Raw genomic sequence first — 22,572 nt, 5'->3', positions numbered from 1 at the left:
GTTATCACCTCGAATCTTGATCATTCATTCAGGAAAGTGGTCACTCTGTTTTGAATTAACTTCGCCGCGGCTTCGGCTGATTTCTGTCCTTTGAAATAGGATTTAGCCTCTTCCGAGATAATTTCTTCGATCTTGGAAGGCTTAAATTCGACGGGATAAATCGCTTCGGAAAGGAACCGGTCCAAATCTTGAATATCCTTGGCCGTGATGTCGAACACTTTGTCCTTTAGGGCTCCCATTTCCTGATCGGATTTCACTTTCCCAACTTTCAGCAGCTCCTTCACTCGCTTCTCGTAAACGGATTTATTCATCGGAAACCCGGCATGGTCCGGCCCTTCTTGAACCTCATCGGACAACATGAATTTAAGGAAATCCCATGCTTCCTCTTTCACGGAAGACTTTTCGTTAATTCCGATGGTTTTATACGTCCGGAAGTATCCTCCGGCTTTCAGTCCTTCCGCGTGCGGTTTAGCGTAAAGCTTGGATGTAAACTCATACCCTTTCGATAAATATTCGCTCTGCTTTAAATCGCGAATATAATATTCCGGCGAAACGATCGAAACATTATTAAACAAAGCCTGAACCGGCTTCTCCGTGGCGATTTGGTCATCGAAAAGAGACTTCACCTGCTTCATGAGCCCGGTAAAAGCAGCCGTCTCGAAATTTGCCTTTTTATTCACCGGATCCACAAACGCGGCATACTGCTCCTTAACCCTTTCATTCAGCAAGTACTCCGGCGTACTATATAACGCGGATTTAGTCTTCTGATTCCCGTTTTTCATCAACTCTTTGGCAACGTCGGTAAACTGGCTCCAATCCCAGTTCTTGTCGTCGATCTTCAGCCCGCTTTTCTCTATCGCCGTTTCATTCCCGATGAATCCGTAGGTAAAGAAGTTCAAGGGCATTCCATAAATCCCGCCGTTTAACTTAACGTTGTCCAATATATTCGTGAAATATTGATCTTTCTTAAAGGTTGGATCTTTATCCATCATTTCGCTCATATTGGCCAACAATTTTTTATTCACATAACTTCCGATGGGCAATAGATCCATTTCGATCAAATCGGGACCTTTCCCGGATAATAAGGCGGTATTCGTCGTTTTTATAAATTTTTCACTATTCTCTTCTCCATGTGCATCGTCCGTCTCCACATATTTCAGCTCGATTGTGATGTTCGGATGCTTCGCTTCATATTTCTTTTTAGCTTCCTTAAAGAAATCATCCGGAAAAAATGTAGAAAACACAATCGTTTTCGGTCCGCCGTCGGATTTCTTTCCTTCCGTTTTGGCCCCCTCTGGGCTTTGTGCTACCTTATCCCCGTTTTGGGTTCCGGTAGCCTCTCCATTGCCCGTACGGCTGCTGCAAGCCGAGGCCGAAACCATAAGGACGATGGCGATTAAAATGAATGAAACTTTTCTCATGTGGATCCTTCCCTTCTTTTGTATATGCAGTTAAAACCTCGCGAAATAGTTCTTGATTCCATTCGCAATGGCTTGGGCTGTTCGAATCTGATGGGCTTCACTCAGCATATCCGTTTCGTTATTCCGGTTCGTGAGATACCCGACTTCCAGAAAAACAGCCGGATGTTTACTGTCTCTCAGTACCTTCCAGCCTTCCTTTTTCACACCGCGGTCCTTGAATCCGGTCGATTTTACCAGTTGCTCATGAACCTTTTGCGCGAGCACAAAACTATCGTCCGCATAATAAAACGTTTCGGTGCCGGATACATCGGGATCCTTGTAGGTGTTCCCATGAATGGAGATGAATGCGTCCGCATCAAGCTCATTCGCGATTTGGGCGCGACCCTCCAGTTCGACGAAGGTATCATCCGTACGTGTCATAACCACCTCAAATACCGGATCCTGCCGGAGCTGGTCGAACACCTTTTTAGAAAGCGCGAGCGTGTACGCTTTCTCCTGCTTGCCGCTCGCTCCCGCAGCGCCGGGATCCTTGCCCCCATGCCCCGGATCGATCAAGATTTTATAGCGGCTTGTCCCATTTTGCGGCGCTGCATGATTTTTGCCGGGCGAGACGGCCAACTCCGTCAAAGGTAGGCTTGCACTCGCTAAAGTCAGGGACGCGGACAGCTTATATAACGACCAGACCATTCCCGTTAACACGATTATGCTCATCCATATCGCTCTGCGGTTCTGAAGTTGTTTTCTGCTGCTCCTTTTCATACTCTCTCCTTACTCCCATTTTCTCTGTCGTTCTCCTGCACTCACGGGCGGCACTCCATCAGTGTAGTACGCGAATATAGGATAAGTTAGATAGACTTATATAGAACTTGTAAAAAAGACAAAAAGGACAGCACAAAAAAGCCGGCTGCCTCTGCAGCCGGCCTGTAATACGCTGGCCTACGACTCTGAAAAATAACCGAGTACAGCCATGATGTCCTTGCTGAATCCGATCACTTGGTTCGTTCTGAAATTAACCCTGACACTGTAGACTAACGATTGAGTTTCCTTGCTCTTGTAATACACTTCCGCAGCGACGCCCTTCCGGACTGTTTTCACTTCCGGAATCAGATCAGATAAGGCATAAGCTCCCTTTTCCTGAATAAACCGGTTAGCGATCTCGATCCCTCCGTCCTGGATTACGCTCGGTTCCTTTTCAACAGGGGCCGGCTTTGAGCTTTCACTGGAAATTTTCAGTACCTCGCCGTCTCTCGCGTTCAGAACAAGTTCATACACTTCAGAGGGATCCGCTATGTGGGTCAAGGTTACATAAAATAAACCGCCAGGGACTTTATTCAATTCCGTTTCGGAATCGATCTTTAACTTCTGATTCTTATCCAGCATCGGTTTGACCCCGTATTCCGTCTTATTCAGCAGATCTTCGAGCTTCTTCCGGTCCACCGCCATCAGTTCGAATCGGGCTTCTTCCAACTTCAGCTTCTCGTTGTAGGTCTTGTTGACCGCATTGAGGCTGAGTGTCTTCACCGTATCCTGAGCAAGAACGCCTTCGTATTTCACTTCGCCCGTTTTATGCTCCCGGGTTATTTTTTTTACCAGAACCGTGTCTTTCTTGACCGTATTGAAAAATCCCTCGCACCCTGTCGTCAAACCCAGAAATAATGCGCAGAGAATAATCAGGATGAGCTTGTTCATGGATTCATCCCGCCTTCCGGATTTGTCCGCTCGAAAATGACTCCGATTGTCGTGCCCTCGTTTTCCAGGCTGCTCACTTCGATCACCGCATGATGAATACCGGCTACGCTTTGACAAATCGCGAGGCCCAGGCCCGCTCCATTGCTGCTTCTTGTTCTGGCTCTATCCGCCATATAGAAAGGTTCAAAAATTTTGTCCCGATGCTCTTCGGCAATCCCGATGCCCTGATCCCTCACTTCAAGAATGCAGCGGCTGTCCCGCCAGTAAGTCCGAATCGTAATGCTCTGTTGTTCTGCGGAGGCTTTGAGCGCATTGTCGACCAGATTAAAAATCAAAATTTTAATCAAATCCTTTTCCAGCCGCAGCCTCCCTTCCTCCAAATCGGTGAGGATCGTAACCCGGCGTTCCTTGGCCATCATCACCAACGCAGGCTCGATTTCGGCAACGACGGTTCCCAGATCATGCTCCTCCAATTGGAAATGATCCTCCTGAAGAACAATCAGATCCATCAGCTTCATCGAAAGCGACTCCAGGCGTTTGCCTTCCGAATAAATAACGTTCAATCCGTCCAAGTACAGCGCTTCGTTGTATTTGGTGGTCCTTAAGAAGTTGGCATACCCGATAATCGACGTCAACGGCGTTTTTAATTCATGGGTAAAATTATCAATGAACCTTTGCTTCTCTTCATTATGCCGATTCAGGTCATTTATTTTTTCCTCCACAGCCGAGGCCATCTCATTAAAATTTTGTGCCAGAACGCCTATTTCATCCTTCGATTTCAGTCGGACGCGTTCCGAAAAGCCGCCCTGTGCGATAACCCGGGCCGTCCGGTTAAGACGATCAATCGGTTTGGTCAATCCTCTGCTCACGAAAAACATGATGAGCATATAAAGCAAACAGGCGGCGATGTCCACTTTAATGAAAAAACCGTATTGATCCATGCGATCCTGGTATAAGGGAGTCGCGTCTTTCGTGTAGGTGAACACATAGTTCTTGTGATTGATTTCCGTATGGTTCGATGTAAATAACAGGGTGCGATTGCCGATATCCCGTAAAATATAATGGATTTCATCCATGGCCAGCTTGTTTAGTTCTTCACGGTTCGCCGGCATCTCGAAATCGTTGTTGCTGAAAATGACCCGGTTCGTATCGTCCAAGATTTCCAAATAAATGCGCTGGTCGCTATTCTTCGCCACAAATTCATTGGCCATGTTCGTTAATACCGTTTTCTCATAATCGATGGAATCGTAAATACGAAGAATCGGAACAATGGCATCGACGCTGGAATGAATGCTCATGTTCTGGCTTAACGCGCCGTTGATTTCCTGATCCAGCATTTTGCCGTGACTCCGCTCGATGACCATAACGGAAGCCGCATTAAAGATGAAGACGAAGACCAGAATCGAGAACAAATAAATCTTTTGCCAAAATTTCATCGGTTAATCCTCCAGCCGGTAACCGATTTTGTAAATGGTCTTAATGTGATCCTGCAGGTGAAGCTTCTTGCGCAGCGATTTGATATGCATATCGACCGTTCTTGTTTCCCCGTAATAGTCGCTCCCCCATATTTTATCAATGAACTGTTCCCTGGTTAGGGCGATGTTCTTATTCCTCAACAGCACGATCAGCAGATCGTACTCCTTCGGCGTCAGCTCGACGGGTTCCCCTTGCAGGGTCACTTCTCTTTTGTTCAAGTCCGCTTGAAGGTTCTGAAACTCTATGACGCGTTCTTCTTTGCCGTACCTGCGCAGTACGGTTTCGATCCGGGCCAACAGCTCAATGGCTTCGAACGGTTTGACCATGTAGTCGTCGGCCCCCAGCCTCAGTCCGTTGACTTTGTCGTATACCGAATTTTTCGCCGTCAGAAAAATAACCGGGATTCCGCAGGACTGAATTTTTTCCATCAACGCAAATCCGTCCAGCTTAGGGATCATGACATCCAGCAGAATGAGATCGAATTTGTCTTGTTTTACCGCATCGAGCGCCGATAAACCGTCGTAGACTTCTGCCGTCGCATAGTTCACGATGTTGAGATTCATTTTAATGATGTTGGAAATATGGATATCGTCTTCCACGATCAAAATCTTTTTCTGCATCCGGTAATCCCCTACTTTTAGTTTGAGCTTCTGCTATCTTCTATATGATAACGCACCGTCATTAAACATGCACACGGCATGTATGCCTCCAATCGTCTCCAATCGCTCCAAAGGTTCGGAAACATGGAAGGAACCCGGCAAACTTCATCGGCAAAAAAAACCGCATCTTATAAATAAGATGCGATTAATCCTGAGAATTCGTCCGGCTGAGTTTTATTTACGGGTTGTTATTTCCAAACTTCCCGGCCGTTCGCTCTCTTGTACTCATGGTAGATGGAAGCCTCCATCACGTCTTTATATCCCCAGAAGTCGGAAGGAACATCGGACCATGCCTGCGGGGTTCCGGCAGGAACACTATCCGGATTCCGGTCGAGGAGCTTGTTGAAAATGACGACCGCCTGCGCTCGGGTAAGCGCCTGATCCGGCCTGAACGTACCGTCCTCGAATCCCGAAAGCAGCCCGGCTTTCTCGGCTTTCCGGATATTTTCGGCGGCCCAGTGGCCTTGCAGGTCTGTGAAGGCGGAAGCTCCCTGCACGCCCGGAAGCTGTCTCAGCTTCACGAGAATCGTGGCCATTTCGGCACGCGTCAGGATGCGCTCCGGATTAAAGTTACCGTCTGGGTATCCGTCCATAATCTTGCTGTCGAAAACAGCCGCAACGGACTTGGAAGCCCAGTGCGAGGCCGGAACATCCGCAAACCGGTTTTGGGAAGCTGCGGAAGTTTCTTTAGCGAAGAGCCTCTCCAATATGGTCGCCAGCTCTGCCCGCGAAATTCCTTTACCCGGCTGGAACGTTCCGTCCGGATAGCCTTCCATGTAAGGCTTGTGTTCGTGGTACGTCCCCGAAGCTTTCAGAGCGATATCGAATTTTAAAGAAGTAAAATCTTTCGCAACGATTCCGCTGCCCCGGTCGCTTCTGCTGTCGTAGGTTTCATACCCGTCTTTTTCGGCGATCAGATAGTAGGCCCCGTCCGGATATACGAGCCATCCGTAACGGCCGTCACTCGAAGTGGTTTGGGCATTCTTGTTCTGTCCCGGCAGCATTTTCGCAAGTTCCGGCAAAGAAACCGGCGTTCCCGCGATTTTTCCGGCAGAACGATTTTTTTCCGTATCGGCCCAATACAGGGTAACCTTAACGCCCGCAAGCGCAGCGCCTGTCGCCGAGTCTCGGATCGTGCCGAACGGATCGATTTTTTGCGTCCGGAACACGGCCGTATCCGAGCTTACTGTAAGCGTGCCTGCCGTTCCGGCAAGCTTTTCGCCGTTAGGAGCGGTTAAGGAAAGAATCATTTTATAAGTTCCGGCGGAAAGCGAGTACAGCGTAAACTTTCCAGAAGTATTGACGCTTACGTTTTGCTTGAAAAGCGTAGCGCCGTCGGCGCTGTAAATGTCCGCAAGCATCGTCAAGTTATCTCCGATTAGCTTGGTGAAGGACTCGTTAAGCACCTCTCCCGAAGAGGAAACGACCTCGATACGTCCGTCGATCGGGCGCTCCGTTGAGCCGCCGCCACCTCCGCCACCGCTGCTTTCGCGTGTAAATGTAACGGTGTAGGTTTTGGCGGTCCCGTTCTGTGCGGTGACGACAACCGTCACCGGATTGGCGCCAACGCTCAGCGGGATCTGACGGCCGCTGCCGGCCGGTACGGAAACTCCGTTAATCGATACGGAAGCAGTGGAATCCGCAGCCGTCGGCGTTACCGTGACTTCCGTCACGGGATTTTTCACGGAAGCCGTGTATGCCGTCACCGCCGGAGTAAATGCCGGTGTCAGGGAACCTGCGCTTACGGACAGACCGCTGAGGTCCGCATTGCCCGACGGAGCAACGGCTCGGGTGACGATGATCACGTAGCTATTTTTCGTTCCGTTCTGGGCTGTAACCTCAATCGTAATGGTGCTGGTTCCTGTTGCAACCGGAACGATTTCAGAGCTTCCGGCAGTCAGGACGTGTCCGTTAACCGACACGGATGCCGTGCTGTCGGCAGCCGTCGGTGTTACCGTAACTTCGGCTATATCGTGGGTGATATCCGCCGTATAACTGGTCTGCGTTCCGGCAAAAACCGGGCTAAGCGTGCCGGGGCTGATCGTCAGCCCGCTTAACAGCGCGTTGCTGGAAGGCGGAGCTTCCCGGTTGATCGTGACCGTGTAGGTCTTCGTCGTTCCGTCCTGCGCCGTCACAACGATCGTGACCGGATTCGCCCCCACGTGCAGCGGGATATTGACGGTCTGCCCGCTCGCAGCGGGATTTCCGGCAATCGTCATCGTCGCGGTAAGATCCGCAAGCTGTGCGGCGAGATCCAGATCGTACACATCCGATGCCACAGTAGCCGTGTACAGCTTCGTTCCTGCGGCGAAGGCAGGCGTCAGCGTTCCCTTGCTCAGCGTTAGAGCGCTGAGATCCGCGTTGCTTGAAGCCGCGCGTGTGACCGTCACGGTATACGTTTTAAGCGTGTTGTCCGCCGCTTTAACGACAATCGTGATCGGGTTATCGCCCACATTCAGCGCAGCCGCTTTGGGGGTTCCGCTGACTACGGCGTCTCCGTTCACGGTGATTGAAGCGGCCACATCCGCAGTTACGGCCGTTATGTCTATTCCGGCCGAAGCGTTCGGTACAGCCGCCGTGTAGCTAATCTGCGCCGGATCAAATGCAGGCGTCAGAGTTCCCTCGCTGAGCGAGATGCTGCTTAAATCCGCGTTGCCGGATACGGCGCGGGTGATCGTCAACATGTACGTTTTGACGCTCCCGTTCTGCGCCGTCACCTGGACTTCTACCGTATTGGACCCTACGTTCAACGAGACGGCAGAAGCGGTTCCGCTCGTCACCGGTGTTCCGTCCACCTTGACGGAAGCCGTGCTGTCCGCTGTCGCAGGTGTGACGTCAACCGTGCTCACAGCGTTGGCCACACTTGCCGTATAGGCCGTAGTTCCCGCTGCGAAGGCCGGGTTGAGCGTGCCTGCGCTTAGGGCCAGGGAGCTTAAATCCGCATTGCCCGATAGCGGTGCGGCGCGTTTTACCGTCACCGTGTACGTTTCGCTAGTCCTTCCGTCCTGTGCCGTCACTATAACGGTGACCGTGTTGTCGCCGACGTTGAGCGACATCGGAACCGCCGTGCCGCTTGGCACCGATTGACCATTCATGGTCATGGTTGCTGTGCCGTCCGCGACTACCGGCGTCACATCAATGCTCGATACGCCGGTTGCCACTTGCGCCGTATAGCTCATTGTGCCGGACGCGAAAACCGGTGTCAATGTGCCTGCGCTCAGCGTTAAGTTGCTTAACAGCGCGTTGCTTGAAGGCGCTCGGGTGATCGTCAGTGTATACGTTCTGGGCGTACCGTCCTGCGCGGTGACGAGCAGCGTAACCGTATTGCTTCCCACGTTCAAGGAGACGGGAACCGGAATGCCGCTCGCCACTGCTGTGCCGTTGACTTTAAGCGTCGTTGTACTATCCGCCACCGACGGCGTTACGTCCAAACCGAAGACACTGTTCGGAACATCAACCGTATAAAGTGTCGTTCCCGACGCAAAAACGGGGCTGAGCGTTGCGCCTCCGCTTAGCGTGATTCCGCTCAGATTGGCGTTATTGGAGCCCACCGCACGCGTTACCGTGATCGTATAAGTCTTCGTTGTACTATTCTCTGCCGTAACGAGAAGGGTGACCGTATTCGGTCCAACATTCAGCGGTACGGAAGATGGAGTCCCGCTGGCGACAGTATGGCCGTTCACTGTAACCGCAGCATGGCTGTCCGCCACTGTAGGCGTTACGTCAAGAGTAGTGACTCCATAGGCCACACTGGACGTATATGTAGTCGTACCCGATGCAAATCCGGGATTTAAGGTGGCTCCGCTCAGGACCAAGTTACTTAAATCGGCATTGCCGGATAATGGTGCCGCCCGCGTTACCGTTATCGTATAGCTCTTCTGCGTCGTGCCATCCTGCGCCGTTACCAGAACGGTGATGGTATTGGAGCCCACATTCAGCGATACGGGCGACGGACTGCCGCTGACGGCCGCATTGCCGTTCACTTTAACCGTTGCCGTACCGTCCGCAAGGGTCGGCGTTACGTCGACGCTCGCTACGCTATCCGCCACATTCGCCGTATAACTCGTCGTGCCGGAGGCGAAAGATGGGTTGAGCGTTCCGGCGCTCAACGTTAAGTTGTTCAAATTCGCATTCGTGGATAGAGGCGCCGCTCGCGTTACCTCGACCGTGTAGGTCTTCTTTGTCGTGCCGTCCTGCGCGATGACTTCGATCGTGATGGTGTTGGCACCCACGTTCAGCGATACGGGCGACAGACTGCCGCTGGCAACCGTGCTGCCGTTTACTTTAACCGTCGCCGTGCTGTCCGCAAGGGTTGGCGTTACGTCGACGCCCGTCACGTTGTTTGCCACACTGGCCGTGTAGCTCGTCGTACCGGAAGCGAATCCCGGAGCCAGTGCCGTCCCGCTTAGGGTCAGATTATTAAGATCGGCATTAGTGGATGCCGCTCGCGTTACCGTGACCGTGTAGGTCTTCTGTGTCGTGCCGTCCTGCGCCGTTACGAGAACAGTGACGGTGTTGGCACCCACGTTCAGCGATACGGGCGACGGACTGCCGCTGGCCACCGTGCTGCCGTTTAATTTAACCGTCGCCGTGCCGTCTGCAACCGTCGGGGTCACATTAATGCTTGCCGTGCCGTATGACACATCGGCCGTATAGCCGCTTGTCCCGGATGCAAACGCAGGGCTGAGCGTTCCCGCACTTAACGTTAAATTGCTCAGATTGGCGTTCGTGGAAAACGTGTTATACTGCGTCAGCATAGCGCCGGCTCCCCCAACGGTGATAAACCTTCCGTTAGCAAAACCCACATGATTTAAAAAATCGCCGAGCCCCGTTTTCTCCGCACTCCATGTAATGCCGTCGGGAGAGGAGGCTATCGCTCCAGGTCCCCCTCCTGTATCGCCTACGGCTACAAACTTGTTCGCGCCATAAGCAATGCCGTATAAATTCATCCCGGCCACGGAGACCGTTCTGGGCGTCCAGGTGATTCCGTCGGAGGAAGTAAGCACCCTCTGATTTGACCCGCCGGCAACGAATTGGCCGGCTCCGTAATTAACGCCCATCAAGTCTTCCGGGCTGCCCGAACGCGTCGTCCAGGTGATCCCGTCGGGAGAAGTTCGTATCGTGCCTGCACTCCCAACCGCAGCGAACAAACCGCCTCCATACGTAACGCTGTAAAAATTGGCCGCAGTTCCCGAAGTCCTGGGGGTCCAAGCGATACCGTCCGGAGAGCTCAGAATCACCCCGCTATACCCCGCGATGACCCATACGGTACCGTTATAGGCAGCCGCACTCAGATTGGCGGATGTTCCCGTCGAGCGGACCGTCCAGGTTACGGCATCGGGCGAGGTCGCGATTTTACCGCCCGCTCCCGTAACAATCCACTGGCTTCCGGCATAGGTTACCCCTACCGCCGACGAAAGAGCAATGGTTGTCTTGCTCCAGCTCAGCCCGTCTGACGACGTCATAATCGTACCCAAGTTACCGACGGCCACCCATTTTCCATTTCCGTAAGCAACTTGGTTTAAATCCGTTCCCGCATTGTTAGGAACGTTATCCCATGTGCCTGCCGCCTCCGCTCTGCCAATCCAGTTCCCCGCACCGCCGGTACCGGCAACGAGCAGGAACACCAGGGCTATCCGCAGAAAGCGGCCCCAAAATCCCGTTTTACCCAGCTCCCTCATGTGAACCTCCTATATCGATTTATAAATGGTGACTGAATATATGTCATCTGGATGTTTAAAAATGCTAATAATTTTCATCCCCCCATAAGTTCATCGGAATACAAGCCTTCGTTTTGAGACCTAATTACATTTTAATAGAAAAAGAAGAAAAACTCACCAAAAAAATAAAGACAAACAGCCTATTGCATGTCACAAAATGTATATATTTTGGAGAAACCTTGTGGTATTCTGAAATGGAAAATAGTTCTTAACTCCTTAAGAGGAAGGTCCCCTGTGTTAAAAAAAATGTCCGAGCCGGAAGACCAGCCGTTTCTGTTCGAGCTTTATTGCAGCTCCCGGATGGCGGAAGTACAGGCTTGGGGCTGGGACGAAGCAACCCTGCGGTCTTTTCTTCACATGCAGTACAGCGCCCAGAGCGGCTCTTACCGGCAGCAGTATCCCGAAGCGGAGTCGTACATCGTCTGCCAAGACGGTCAACGGGCCGGAAGAATTCTGATCCACCGGACGCCCCACTGTATAAGAATTGTGGATATTACCCTCCTCCCGCAATTCCAGAATCAAGGATTCGGAACAAAGCTGCTTCAAACCTTTATGCAAGAAGCCCGCGAACAAAACCTTCCGCTCCGGCTTTCCGTACTTAGAACCGGCAGAGCACTGGCCCTGTATGAACGGCTGGGCTTTCATAACGCGGGAGAGAACGACATGTATCTGGCTATGGAATGGAATCACGAAACTTGTAAAGAAGGTGACCGCTCATGAGTGAATCTTATTTAGGCGAAATACGGATGTTTGGAGGCAATTACCCGCCGCAAGGATGGGCGCTGTGCAACGGCCAGATTTTGAGCATTGCGGAGAACGAGGCTCTTTATGCTTTGCTTGGCACGACCTATGGAGGAGACGGACAAACCACGTTCGGGCTGCCCGATTTGCAGGGCCGCATCCCGGTTCATCCGACTCAAGGGTACATCCGGGGATCGAAAGCCGGCACCGAAACCGTGACGCTTACCCAGTCTCAGCTGCCTCAACATACCCATATCCCCTATGCGACAGCAAGCCCCGCTACGGCAAACTCTCCGGCCAATAACACTTGGGCAACCGCCATCACCCAGAACTATGCGACTTCCGGCACGACAACGCCCATGAATCCGCAGACCCTTTCCTCCGTCGGCGGCAATCAGCCGCACGACAATGTGATGCCATCGGCTGTTATTACATTTATCATCTCTCTATACGGGGTCTTCCCGCCGCAGCCTTAAACACAGTTGATATATAAGGAGGAACTAACTATGTCCGAACCATTTGTGGGGGAAATCCGGTTGTTTGCAAACAATTACGCTCCGCGCGGCTGGGCGTTTTGCGAGGGACAAACCCTGTCCATTAACGGAAACCAGGCTCTTTACTCTCTGATCGGCACCGTTTACGGAGGCGACGGCAGAACAAACTTTCAACTTCCCGATCTTCGCGGCCGTGTCCCGATTCACGTAAGCCCTACCAATCCTTTGGGCCAATCCGCAGGAGAGGCGGCTCATACGCTTACCGTCAACGAGATGCCTGCTCATACACATCAAGTGTCCGCTTCGGGGAATCCCGGTTCCACCTTTGCTCCCGCAGCCAACGTATGGGCCGATGAAACGGCACTGTACGAGCCGCTTTCGGACCCTACCGTTCCGATGAATGCGGGCACCATATCCGTCGCCGGCCAAAGTCAGCCGCACAACAACATGCAGCCGTATCTGGTCGCTAATTATGCCATCGCCCTAGTCGGCATCTATCCTTCAAGGAGCTAAGAAAGGAGCATTACTTTTATGGCTGACGCTTACTTAGGAGAAATCCGTATATTCGCAGGTAATTATGCTCCAAGGGATTGGGCGTTTTGCAACGGGCAGCTTATGCAGGTTAGACAGTATACCGCCCTTTTCGCCATCTTGGGTATGCAGTACGGCGGGGACGGCAAAACAACTTTCGCCCTGCCGAATCTAATGGGCAAAGCTCCCATGCACCAAGGCGCCGGGCAGGGACTAACTCCCCGCGTTGTCGGGCAGTCCGTCGGTTCGCCTACCGAAACTCTGCTCACGACGGAAATCCCTTCGCATACTCACGTTCCCCAATCGGTGAATGCCGTAGGCAGCGACACAAACCCGACCGGTAATTTCTGGGCGCAATCTCCGGCAGAAGGCCGTCCCGGCCGGGAAAAGCAGCGGAATCTATACGATCCCACTCCCACCGTACAAATGAGTCCGGTCAATCTTTCCGTTACCGGCGGCAGCCAGCCGCATAACAACATGCAGCCTTTCCTTGCAATGAATTATATCATCTGTTTAAGCGGGGAGTTTCCGCCCAGACAGTAAACGTGTGTAAAAAAAAGGACCTTCCGTCCGGTGAAAGGATGGGAAGGTTCTTAACCTTGTCTCGATAATTATAACTCAAACATAAATCCTTCCGTCCACTCATTTTCATCGACTTGATAAGCATCTATGTAAAAATCATCAGGAAATTCTTTAAAGCCCGGCAATTCTTTATATTTCTTGATCACAGCTTCGGCTTTATCTTTGGAAGAATAAATGCCGATTACTTTCGTACTTTCGATTTGATTCCATTCATAGCTATGTTGTAATAAGAAAACCGTTAGCATATTCTTCTTTACCTCCATATTTTTAAGGCTGGTTCCCCAATAATTTTAAATACTCCTCATATGCTTCATGAATTTTTTTCCAGCAAACTTCTTCCCATATTTTTTTAAGTTCTAAGATTCTGGTTTCATCTACGTCAGCCGGAATCATTTCACCGCCAAATCCAATCCATGCATCCGAATCGGGTACTTCCCCATATTCTCCTGCATATGCAATTTCATGAGGCGCGTAGGTAAAACCGATGTGCTTGCAGCGGTTATCAAAACAGTGATATCCCGGCTCCCCTACGCCATTTTTGCAAAAGGAAGGCGTTGCAGCCGCTTTGGCATCAGACCAAATTTGCGAGCAATACAATTCCAGTACCAAATGTTTAATCGTCATTAATTCGCTCCATTTCCACGTAATCTAACGCAAATCTTTAGTTCTTTATTCTTATTATCGCGGTATACCCCTTACAACCATCATATAAAATAATTCTTGGTAGAACATTTGGAGATTTTGTCGAAAACAAATCTTAAATCTAAATACAAAAATAACATACCGCAATAGTGAAAAGACCGGCCGCCCCGAAGGTTTTCCCCTCAAGACTTCCGGTCCTCTATATCTGTTCATACCACTTTCGGCTTAGACTGCGCCGTTCCGCTGCCCGCGTGCTTCCTTCTTCTGCCCCGCTTCTCCGCGTAATACGTTATGGCGACGAATACGCCCATCATGGCCGAATAAACGGCGATGACTCCCAGCGGATTCGGACTTGCGAAGCCTCCGCCCCCTCTTCCTTCGCCGGGGTGAAAGCCGCCCGGAACCGCTCGCTCCGCTCCCGGACCGCCTCCGCCTTGAGGCGCCCCGCGCTTCTTCACACCGGAGCTCCGTCCCTCGCCGGACGGTTCGCCTGCTCCGGAGGTGTCGCCGGTGGACGAGGACTGCCGCTCCACGTCAAAGCCGCCCGGCGGCTGACCGCTCTCTCCGTCGGCCCCGTTTTGCGGACGCTGCCGGCCGCCGCCCTCCTGCATCATCGGTGAAGAAGCAGCCGTGATGCCGAACACGCTGCCGACTCCTTCCAGCCGGGCAAGAAAATTCGTCGCGTACATCTCGTAGGCTCCGAATGCAACAATGGCCGCAGCCGCGATTTTAGCCACCGCGGATCCAGTTTTCCCCCGAACTCTCCCGGGAAATATCCGGCCCGTCACCTGGATGACCCACTGCCAGTGCATCCCCACGTGGACGCCGATCAGAACCAGCACGAGGTAAGAAATGCTGATATGCGCCATTTTGAACCAGCGCTCCTCACCGAGGTGTATCCCCCGGAATACGACTTCGGATATCAGGATGCCGCTTACGATGATGAAGGTCATCGTGACAAGCAGCAGAACATTGAGCAGATAGCCGAAGCGTGTTTTTCCCGGCAGGTTCCGGTCCATAATGCGCAAGGTTACTTTTTTCACCCACTGCAAATTCAGCAGGATATGGGTGAGTAGGGCGAACGAAATCGCCAAGCCCGCTATTTCGTGAAACGTCAATCCGCCTAAAACCCGTTTATTAAACAATAAGACCAGCGTAAGCGCCATGGCAAGATCGAGCGTTAATTTTACAAGAGTTATCTTTTTCATGATTCACGTCTCCCGCACCCGTTAATTCTTTGCCGCCTTTTTCATTATCGTATGTCTCTATAGATTGTCGGCTAGGTGTCTTTCCCTCGGACCTTCTTACGCCCTCCGCCGCTCGCGTTGGAGCTTCCAAGCCTCGGCTTCCTGCTGGTACACGAGATTTTTCAGATAGGGAAGAAGCTGCGCGGCAAGCTCCTCCCGTTTCAGCCCGATTTCCAGCACCGCCTTGAGATAACCGAGCTTATCCCCGATATCGTAGCGGTTTCCGGCCAGTTCCAGAGCCAGCAGTTCCTCCCGTTTGGCGATTTCATGCAGCGCATCCGTCAGCTGGTATTCGCCGCCGGCTCCTCTTTCGATATTTTCCAGTATGGGGAAAATAGTCGGCTCCAGAATGTACCGGCCCATGACGGCTACATTGGAGGGAGCGCTGCCGAGAGACGGCTTCTCCACCAGACCCGCTACGCGGTGAATCCGGTTCCTCCCTCCGGCCGAGTCGATGATCCCGTATTTGTCCACCTCAGAGTCCGGTACGGGTTTGACCCCGATCACCTGCCGGCCCGTCTCCTCATAGAGGTGGATCATCTGCCGGAGTGCGGGCGGGTCGGAAACCATGATATCGTCCCCGAGCAGAACGGCGAAAGGCTCGCTGCCGATAAACTGCTTCGCGCACAGAATGGCATGTCCGAGTCCGAGCGGCTCCTTCTGGCGGATAAAATGGATCTTGGCCATCTCGCTGATCGCCTGCACTTCTTTCAGCAGTTTCATCTTGCCCTTCTCGTTTAAAGTCTGCTCAAGTTCAACCGACCGGTCGAAGTGATCCTCGATGGACTTCTTGTTGCGCCCGGTTACGATGATAATGCTTTCGATCCCGGACTGGACCGCTTCTTCCACAATATATTGGATGGCCGGTTTATCGACAATCGGCAGCATCTCCTTGGGCTGTGCTTTGGTCGCGGGCAGAAAACGCGTACCCAGCCCCGCTGCCGGGATAACCGCTTTTTTGATCGTCATGACTTTTCACTCCCTGTAGGTGTTGGTAAGCGGAAAACCCAGTATCGGCTCCCCGCGTAGTTGATCCATGAGCTGGCGAATGTTGCCCCCAGTTTGCCGGTTACGAGCGGCCAGCCCAGCCCGCTGTGCGCCCACTGGAGCAGAACGGTCGATACGGCCAGCGAAATCAGATTGATCAGGAAAAATCTTGCGATTTCCCGAGTGCCTCGCCCCGTCCGGCTGCGGAAAGTCCAGCTCCGGTTGAGAAAATAGCTGTTCAGCACCCCGAGCAGGAAAGCGATAACCTGTGCCGTTAAATAGGGCACGCCCGCTTCCGTCAAGAGCAGGAAGGCTGCGAAATCGACACCGGTGTTCAACAGACCGACCAGCCCGAACTTCACGAGCGGCAGAAGGCGGTTACCCCGGCTGCCTAATCTGTCCGGACTGCTCAGTCCGCCCGGGCCGCCCTGCTTACTAAGGTTCCCAGAGTTACTCATAACCGGCCAGCCTTTTGGGCATCGGCCCTTCCTGCTTTTGGAGACCATGGCATTCCCTAACGATATAAAGCGGTCTTCCTTTCGTTTCATCGTAAATACGGCCGATATATTCGCCCAGAATGCCCAGCATAAGCAGCACAAATCCGTTAAAAATGAGCATAATGCTGACAACCGACGGCCAGCCCTTTAACGTCGCGTCCGTAAACAAGGCGAGGTATACCACATAGAGAAGGTAGAGAAATCCCGAGCCCGAAAGCAGCACCCCAAGATATCCGGCCAGCTTCAGTGGCTTGTAAGAGAAGGACGTAATGCCGTCCAAGCTGAGCTTGATCATCCTCTTCAGCGGATACTTCGTCTCTCCCGCAAGGCGTTCGTCCCGCTCATACTCGATCGCCGTCTGACGGAAACCTACCCAGCTGACCAGCCCGCGGACAAAGCGGTTGTTTTCGGGAAGCTTCCTCATCTCGTCGCAAACCTTCCGGTCCATCAGCCGGAAATCTCCCGTGTCCACGGGAATATGAATATCCGTCGAGGCCCGCAGCACGCGGTAGAACAAACTGGCGGACCATTTTTTGAAAAAGGTTTCTCCGCTCCGCTTCACCCGCTTCGCATAGACGACTTCATAGCCTTCCTCCCACTTCCCGATCATCTGCAAAATCAGCTCCGGCGGGTCCTGCAAATCGGCATCGATAATGATGACCGCATCGCCGGAAGCGTAATCCATACCGGCCGTAATCGCGATCTGGTGACCGAAATTGCGGGAAAAATCGATCAGCTTCACCGTTTCGTCCCAGGTGGCGTACTCCTTGATGATTTCAGCGCTCCGGTCCCTGCTCCCGTCATTGATAAAAATCAGCTCGTAAGTTTCGGAGGTTCCGCTCATCACCACTTTCAGGCGCCTGTAAGTTTCCTGAATGACCGCTTCCTCGTTATACATCGGAATGATAATGGAATACTTTACCTTCTGCGTCATGACGCGTTCCCTCCATCCTCTATGGTTACTTCATACAGAGTCATGCTTCCGCCGCGGCCCCCCTCACCGCCGTTTGCCGCACTAGTGCCGGTTTGTGTCTGAGCAGACCCGGACTGCCATTCTTCGGACGAAATTTTCTTGCCGTGCTGCGCGAGCCATTGAGCCAGCTCCGCATTGCCTCCTCGTCCTCCTCCGCCTTCGGAAATCAGGAAATATTTTAATTTCCCGGTTTTGACCATGTCCTCCAGCTGAGCCGTTGTGTAAACCGGATCGTTGCCCGAGAATCCGCCGAGGGTGACGACTTTTTCCCCTTTGTCGATGATATAAGGCGCCGCTGTATTATAGTCGGATGTTGCGAATAAGTATGTCGTGCTGCCGATGTGGGCCTTCATGTAAGCGAGAAGCGCTTCGTTCACGCTCCGGCCTCCCATGCCGCCGTCCATTGCACCGGGTGCTCCCCAGCCTCCGGCGCTGCGGTCCGTTTCGCTGCCCGTGCCGGTACCGTCCGCCGAGGCGTCAGGGCCGTTTCCGTTCCCGGCTTCCAAAGCCCCCGGGTCCGTACCCTGACTTGCGCCGTCCTCGTTCTGCGAGCCGGAGCCTGCGCCATCGCGGCTGCCGTCGCCGGGCATCATTCCGCCGCCCGGTCCCTGACCCATTGCGCCGCGGTCATTGCCGCCGGAAGGACCCGCTTGCGGAATCATACTGTTGAGTCCGTAAGTAATCGGGGTCGCCGCCCAATACGAGGGTCCGATGAGCAGGACGAGAAGTCCCGCCACGGCTGCCGCATAGGAGAAGCGCGTTGTCCTGAATTTCAGGACGATAAGCACAAGTGCCGCCGCCGCGCCGGTCAGGCCGACGCCATAGGTCCAGCCGCTGCCGATTGTGCCGTTGTAGGGCGCCATAATAAACACTTGAAATGCCGCCGTCGCCGCCACGGCTGCCGGAAGCAGCCAGGAGAGCCACCCCGATTTGCCGCGGTACGCGCTCCACAGCTCGGACCATCCCGCACCTGCAAGCGCGGCGATAGGAGGCGCCAGCATGATCAGATAGTAGTGGTGGAAGAAGCCCGCCACACTGAAGAAGGCCATACCCGGCAGAAGCCATGCGAGCCAGAACAGGCTCTCTTTATGCTTCCGGGTGAAGTTGTTCCGGCGCAGGCCGGCGAGCAGGGAGACGGACGCCACGGCCGTGAAAGGAATCATCCAGCTCGCCTGGCCGGACAGCGCCGACTGGAACAGGCGCAGCGGGCCTTTCTCGCCCGTGCCGAACATGCCGCCGGGGCCGCCGCCGCCGAATCCCGGCGGTTGGCCTTGGCCGTCTGCGCCTGGAGCGCCCGGTGCGCCGGGCATTCCGCCGCTGTCGGCTCCACTCGGCACGGCCGCGCTGCCGCCGCTGGCTCCGCTCCCGCCCGGCAGCGGGTCGCTTCCTGCGGCACTCTGGCCGCCGGTTGTTCCGGCGCTGCCGCTGTCCGAGCCCGCAGCCCCCGGCGTCATGCCGCCCCCGGCGTTGGCGCCATCGTCAGCCGCACGGCGCTCTCCCATCGGCATACCGCCGCGGTCACCGCCGCCGCCCGGACCGCCGCCCTGATTGCCCGTCAAGCGCGAAACGCCGTTATAACCGAAAGCCAGCTCCAGGACGGAATTGGTTTCGCTGCTGCCGATGTAAGGCCGCTCGCTTGCCGGAATGGAATCCACGATGACCGCCCAGGAGACGGAGATCATCAGCATAAGGGCGATTGCGCCGGACAGTACGCCGGCTTTCTTTTTCCAGGTGCTTTTAAACGCGAATAAGTAGAAGAGAACAAAGGCAGGCAAAATCATATAAGCCTGAAGCATTTTCATATTAAAACCGAGCCCGATAAGAGCAAATGCGCCAAGCAGACTGAAGACGCTGTTTCGTTTAACGGCTCTGAACAGAAACCAGGTGCCGAGAAGAAGGGTAAAAACAAGCATACTATCAATGTTGTTGGTCCGGCTGACCGCCACCGCAACCGGTGTGCACGCCATAACGAGGGCCGCTATCCTAGCCGCCGCCGCTCCGAAGGAAGGTTTAACGAGCAGGTAGATCAGCAGGATCGACCCGACGCCCGCAAGGGCCTGAGGCAGAATGACGCTCCATCCGTGAAGGCCGAAGATATAGGCGCTCACCGTTTGAATCCAGAACGTTACGGGCGGTTTGTCGACGGTTACGGAACCCGCTGAATCGAGGGAACCGAAGAAAAAGTTGTGGAAGTTTTGCAGCATACTCGCTACGGCCGTCGTATAGTACGTATTGGCGTATGTATCGAGCCAAATGTTGTAGGTGTTCAGAAAGACGCCGAGCAGTAAAATGAAAACTAGCGGAAGATCGACCCGGAATCGTTTGGTGCTTATCATGGTTCTCCACTCCTTAATTGTCACTTGCGAAAATGAAATTTACATCCCCCGGCAAAAACGTTACCATCGAGAAAGAAATAAAAGCGCCATGCCCATTGCCTGCCTGCGCCAGCCAAATGATCTGCCGGAAGCCTCTTGCAGCGCTTCCGGCTCGTCAGTGGATATGCTTGTATTGTGCGGGCTGTGCCTGAACCCTTCTTGAAGGCTGGCTGAATGTTTGCTGAAAGCCCGGCGGGCGCCCCCATGATTAAGCGGAAGCTCAGGCTGCGTTCAGATTCCATTCAGTTTCGTGACGGATAATCCGTGTATAGCTAATAGAAAGAAGACCCGAGAGGTGATCCCGCATGAAAAATGGTAAAGACATCCGTATCCTGCTTGTCGATGACGAGCCGCACATTTTGCAATTTCTCGAATTCGGCCTTGTCAATGAAGGCTTTCAAATTAAAACGGCCCCGGACGGCATGAGCGCCATTAATCTGGTCCGGGAATTTCAGCCGCATGTCGTGGTTTTGGACGTCATGATGCCCGGCATGGACGGCTTCGAAGTGTGCCGTCTGCTGAAGAAGAACGGCAGCAATATCGCCGTCATCATGCTGACCGCCAAGGACGAGGTCGAGGACCGCGTCAAGGGACTGACCATAGGCGCGGACGATTACCTCGTGAAGCCGTTCAGCTTCGAGGAGCTTCTGGCCCGGATCGAGGCCAGGCTGCGCAACCAGTTTCCCGGCGTTTTCCGGGAAATCGCCATCGGCCCTTTCCGGATCGACGACCCGAGGAAGGAAATTATTTTCGGAGAGAGATCGCTGGAGCTTTCGCCGACGGAATACGAGCTTTTGAAGTTTCTCGTCGTTAACCACGGCATCGTGCTCAGCAAGACGAAGATTTTGGACAAGGTGTGGGGGTATGATTTCGGCGGGGAAGAAAACATCGTGGAAGTGTATATCCGCTCTCTGAGGGACAAGCTGGGAGACAAGGAGCACCGGTTGATCCGTACGCTCCGGGGAGCCGGATACCGGCTCGACTGGTCATGAAACGAGTCCGGCCTCTGACCCGCGCCGCGCGCCTGCTGGCCCCCCGCTCCCTTCAGTTCCAGCTGTTGTCGCGGTCGCTCTATATTTTGGCCGCGCTTCTGGTCCTGGTCGGCGCTCTTCAATCTATATGGATGAAAAATTTCCTGTACCGCAACCGGGCCGAAACGATGTTCATTCAGTTGAACGGACTGCCCCGCGACCTGCTGGACCACTCGTCCCTTCTTCCGGAAAGGCGCGGCAAAAACGAAGAGGTTCAGCCGGGATCGGAGCGCCCGCGCGGTCCGGTGCTGTTCCTTCCGGATACGTCTCTTGCGTATATCGCTCCCGACGGAACCTTCACGGATTTGACGAAAGAAAGCGGGATGATCTCCCCGCAGCTCCCGGCCGAGGAATACACCGCCCTCCGAGAAGAGATGGCTCCCCGGCGGCCCGTTTCCTATAAAATCGTGCAGGATGCCGCGGGAACCGAGCAGCTCGTCGTCTTCCGGCCGGCGGAACGGTCGGGCAGCTTCGGCGGTATTATCCAGATGGGAACGGGCACGGCCCAACTCCAGGCCGTCGTGCTCCAGCAGCTTTGGATTTACGGGGCACTCATCGTGCTTGCCCTGGCGGGCGGCCTCGCGCTGAATATTCCCGTGCTCCGACGTACGCTCCAGCCGCTGAACAAAATGGTCGAAGCCGTCGAACAGACCGACGCCGGCAACCTGAACGAACGATTTCCCGAGACGCAGGGCCAACTGGAGATCGACTCCCTCGCGAAATCGTTCAACGGCATGCTCCAGCGCCTGGAGACTTCTTTCATCGCGGAACGCGATGCGAAAGAACAGATGCGGCGCTTCATCGCCGACGCCTCCCACGAGCTGCGCACGCCGCTGACTTCGATCCACGGCTTTCTCGAAGTGCTGCTCCGCGGGGCGGCGGACAATCCGAAGCAGCTCTATGCCGCTTTGACGAGCATGCACGGCGAATCGACCCGCATCAAGAAGCTGGTCGAGGACCTGCTCACGCTGGCCAAGCTCGACCGCGCTCCCCAGCTCCAGCTCTCGGACACGCGGCTGGACCGGCTTCTTCTGGAGATGGAGCCCCATCTCCGGATGCTGGCGGGTACCCGCACGGTTCATATCGACCTGACCGCGGGCGTACGCGGAACCTTCGACCCGGATAAAATGAAACAGGTGATCCTGAATCTGTTTCATAACGCGGTCCAGCATACGGACCCGGAAACCGGCGTCATCACGGTCATTTTATCCGCGGACAGGGACGGAATCGCGCTGAAGGTCAAGGACAACGGACCGGGCATCCCCGAAGAACACGCGGCACATGTGTTCGAGCGCTTTTACCGCAGCGATTCCTCCAGAACCCGCAAACATGGCGGAGCCGGACTCGGGCTGTCGATCACGAAGTCGATCGTCGAAGCCCACGGCGGTACGATCTCCGTCCGGAGCCGGGAAGGCGCCGGTTCGACGTTCGTGCTCACCTTCCCTGAAACCGGTGAAAATAACGGCGGAAAAGTGTTAAAATAAACGGGATAAACAGAAAGGCGGAG

The 22,572-nt window shown here is 53.9% G+C and carries 19 protein-coding genes; 6 read left to right on the top strand and 13 right to left on the bottom strand.

Going from position 1 to position 22,572, the window contains the following annotated elements:
• Positions 1-20 precede the first annotated feature (20 nt).
• From ABH899_RS05670 to ABH899_RS05645, 6 genes are all read right to left on the bottom strand, one after another.
• Positions 21-1,421 carry an ABC transporter substrate-binding protein gene (locus ABH899_RS05670; protein ID WP_369994687.1) on the bottom strand — a complete coding sequence of 467 codons (1,401 nt, stop codon included), beginning with the start codon at positions 1,419-1,421 and terminating at the stop codon, positions 21-23.
• Positions 1,422-1,451: 30 nt separating this feature from the next.
• A complete protein-coding gene (locus tag ABH899_RS05665; protein ID WP_369994684.1) occupies positions 1,452-2,180 on the bottom strand; it encodes an N-acetylmuramoyl-L-alanine amidase family protein in 729 nt (242 codons plus the stop codon).
• 177 nt (positions 2,181-2,357) lie between these two features.
• Entirely contained in the window at positions 2,358-3,110 is a 753-nt protein-coding gene (locus tag ABH899_RS05660; RefSeq protein ID WP_369994683.1) for a hypothetical protein, read from the bottom strand.
• A complete protein-coding gene (locus tag ABH899_RS05655; RefSeq protein ID WP_369994680.1) occupies positions 3,107-4,546 on the bottom strand; it encodes a sensor histidine kinase in 1,440 nt (479 codons plus the stop codon). Before ABH899_RS05655 ends, ABH899_RS05660 begins: the two co-directional genes overlap by 4 nt.
• A 3-nt stretch (positions 4,547-4,549) precedes the next feature.
• Positions 4,550-5,206 carry a response regulator transcription factor gene (locus ABH899_RS05650; protein ID WP_218229322.1) on the bottom strand — a complete coding sequence of 219 codons (657 nt, stop codon included), beginning with the start codon at positions 5,204-5,206 and terminating at the stop codon, positions 4,550-4,552.
• 227 nt (positions 5,207-5,433) lie between these two features.
• Positions 5,434-10,926 (bottom strand): cadherin-like beta sandwich domain-containing protein, encoded by a 5,493-nt coding sequence (locus ABH899_RS05645; protein WP_369994678.1) that lies wholly within the window; start codon positions 10,924-10,926, stop codon positions 5,434-5,436.
• A 273-nt stretch (positions 10,927-11,199) separates the two neighbouring features.
• Here ABH899_RS05645 and ABH899_RS05640 point away from each other — a divergent pair, with 273 nt between their 5' ends.
• The 4 genes from ABH899_RS05640 to ABH899_RS05625 are packed head-to-tail and all read left to right on the top strand — an operon-like array spanning position 11,200 to position 13,274.
• Positions 11,200-11,685, top strand: coding sequence for a GNAT family N-acetyltransferase (locus ABH899_RS05640; RefSeq protein ID WP_369994675.1), 486 nt, complete (start codon positions 11,200-11,202; stop codon positions 11,683-11,685).
• Positions 11,682-12,182, top strand: a complete 501-nt coding sequence (locus tag ABH899_RS05635; protein ID WP_009676692.1) for a phage tail protein — start codon at positions 11,682-11,684, stop codon at positions 12,180-12,182. Before ABH899_RS05640 ends, ABH899_RS05635 begins: the two co-directional genes overlap by 4 nt.
• 30 nt (positions 12,183-12,212) lie before the next feature.
• On the top strand, positions 12,213-12,713 hold the full coding sequence (locus tag ABH899_RS05630) for a phage tail protein (RefSeq protein ID WP_218229318.1): 501 nt from the start codon (positions 12,213-12,215) through the stop codon (positions 12,711-12,713).
• Between the two features lie 18 nt (positions 12,714-12,731).
• Positions 12,732-13,274 carry a phage tail protein gene (locus tag ABH899_RS05625; RefSeq protein WP_369994672.1) on the top strand — a complete coding sequence of 181 codons (543 nt, stop codon included), beginning with the start codon at positions 12,732-12,734 and terminating at the stop codon, positions 13,272-13,274.
• Between the two features lie 68 nt (positions 13,275-13,342).
• Here the strand turns inward: ABH899_RS05625 and ABH899_RS05620 are convergent, their stop codons facing one another.
• The 7 genes from ABH899_RS05620 to ABH899_RS05590 form a co-directional block, all read right to left on the bottom strand.
• The gene (locus ABH899_RS05620; protein ID WP_218229316.1) at positions 13,343-13,558 is read right to left on the bottom strand and encodes a DUF7336 domain-containing protein; all 216 of its coding nucleotides are present in this window, start codon (positions 13,556-13,558) and stop codon (positions 13,343-13,345) included.
• A gap of 22 nt (positions 13,559-13,580) precedes the next feature.
• Positions 13,581-13,937 (bottom strand): hypothetical protein, encoded by a 357-nt coding sequence (locus ABH899_RS05615; RefSeq protein WP_369994668.1) that lies wholly within the window; start codon positions 13,935-13,937, stop codon positions 13,581-13,583.
• Positions 13,938-14,164: 227 nt separating this feature from the next.
• Positions 14,165-15,163: a DUF4405 domain-containing protein gene (locus ABH899_RS05610; protein WP_369994667.1), complete on the bottom strand. Its 999-nt coding sequence runs from the start codon at positions 15,161-15,163 to the stop codon at positions 14,165-14,167.
• Between the two features lie 96 nt (positions 15,164-15,259).
• Positions 15,260-16,171, bottom strand: coding sequence for a UTP--glucose-1-phosphate uridylyltransferase GalU (gene galU, locus ABH899_RS05605; protein WP_369994666.1), 912 nt, complete (start codon positions 16,169-16,171; stop codon positions 15,260-15,262).
• Positions 16,168-16,647, bottom strand: coding sequence for a GtrA family protein (locus ABH899_RS05600; protein WP_369994663.1), 480 nt, complete (start codon positions 16,645-16,647; stop codon positions 16,168-16,170). The genes galU and ABH899_RS05600 overlap by 4 nt, the downstream gene beginning before the upstream one ends.
• The gene (locus ABH899_RS05595) at positions 16,640-17,620 is read right to left on the bottom strand and encodes a glycosyltransferase family 2 protein (protein ID WP_369994661.1); all 981 of its coding nucleotides are present in this window, start codon (positions 17,618-17,620) and stop codon (positions 16,640-16,642) included. Before ABH899_RS05595 ends, ABH899_RS05600 begins: the two co-directional genes overlap by 8 nt.
• Positions 17,617-19,995 carry a glycosyltransferase family 39 protein gene (locus ABH899_RS05590; protein WP_369994659.1) on the bottom strand — a complete coding sequence of 793 codons (2,379 nt, stop codon included), beginning with the start codon at positions 19,993-19,995 and terminating at the stop codon, positions 17,617-17,619. The genes ABH899_RS05595 and ABH899_RS05590 overlap by 4 nt, the downstream gene beginning before the upstream one ends.
• A 344-nt stretch (positions 19,996-20,339) precedes the next feature.
• On the opposite strand from ABH899_RS05590, the gene ABH899_RS05585 reads away from it, so the two are divergent.
• Positions 20,340-21,026 carry a response regulator transcription factor gene (locus ABH899_RS05585; protein ID WP_369994656.1) on the top strand — a complete coding sequence of 229 codons (687 nt, stop codon included), beginning with the start codon at positions 20,340-20,342 and terminating at the stop codon, positions 21,024-21,026.
• Positions 21,023-22,549 carry a sensor histidine kinase gene (locus ABH899_RS05580; RefSeq protein WP_369994654.1) on the top strand — a complete coding sequence of 509 codons (1,527 nt, stop codon included), beginning with the start codon at positions 21,023-21,025 and terminating at the stop codon, positions 22,547-22,549. Before ABH899_RS05585 ends, ABH899_RS05580 begins: the two co-directional genes overlap by 4 nt.
• Positions 22,550-22,572: the final 23 nt, after the last annotated feature.

This window comes from Paenibacillus sp. RC84 (assembly GCF_041260495.1).
GTDB lineage: Bacteria > Bacillota > Bacilli > Paenibacillales > NBRC-103111 > Paenibacillus_F.
This window is presented reverse-complemented; position numbering and strand designations above follow the sequence as displayed.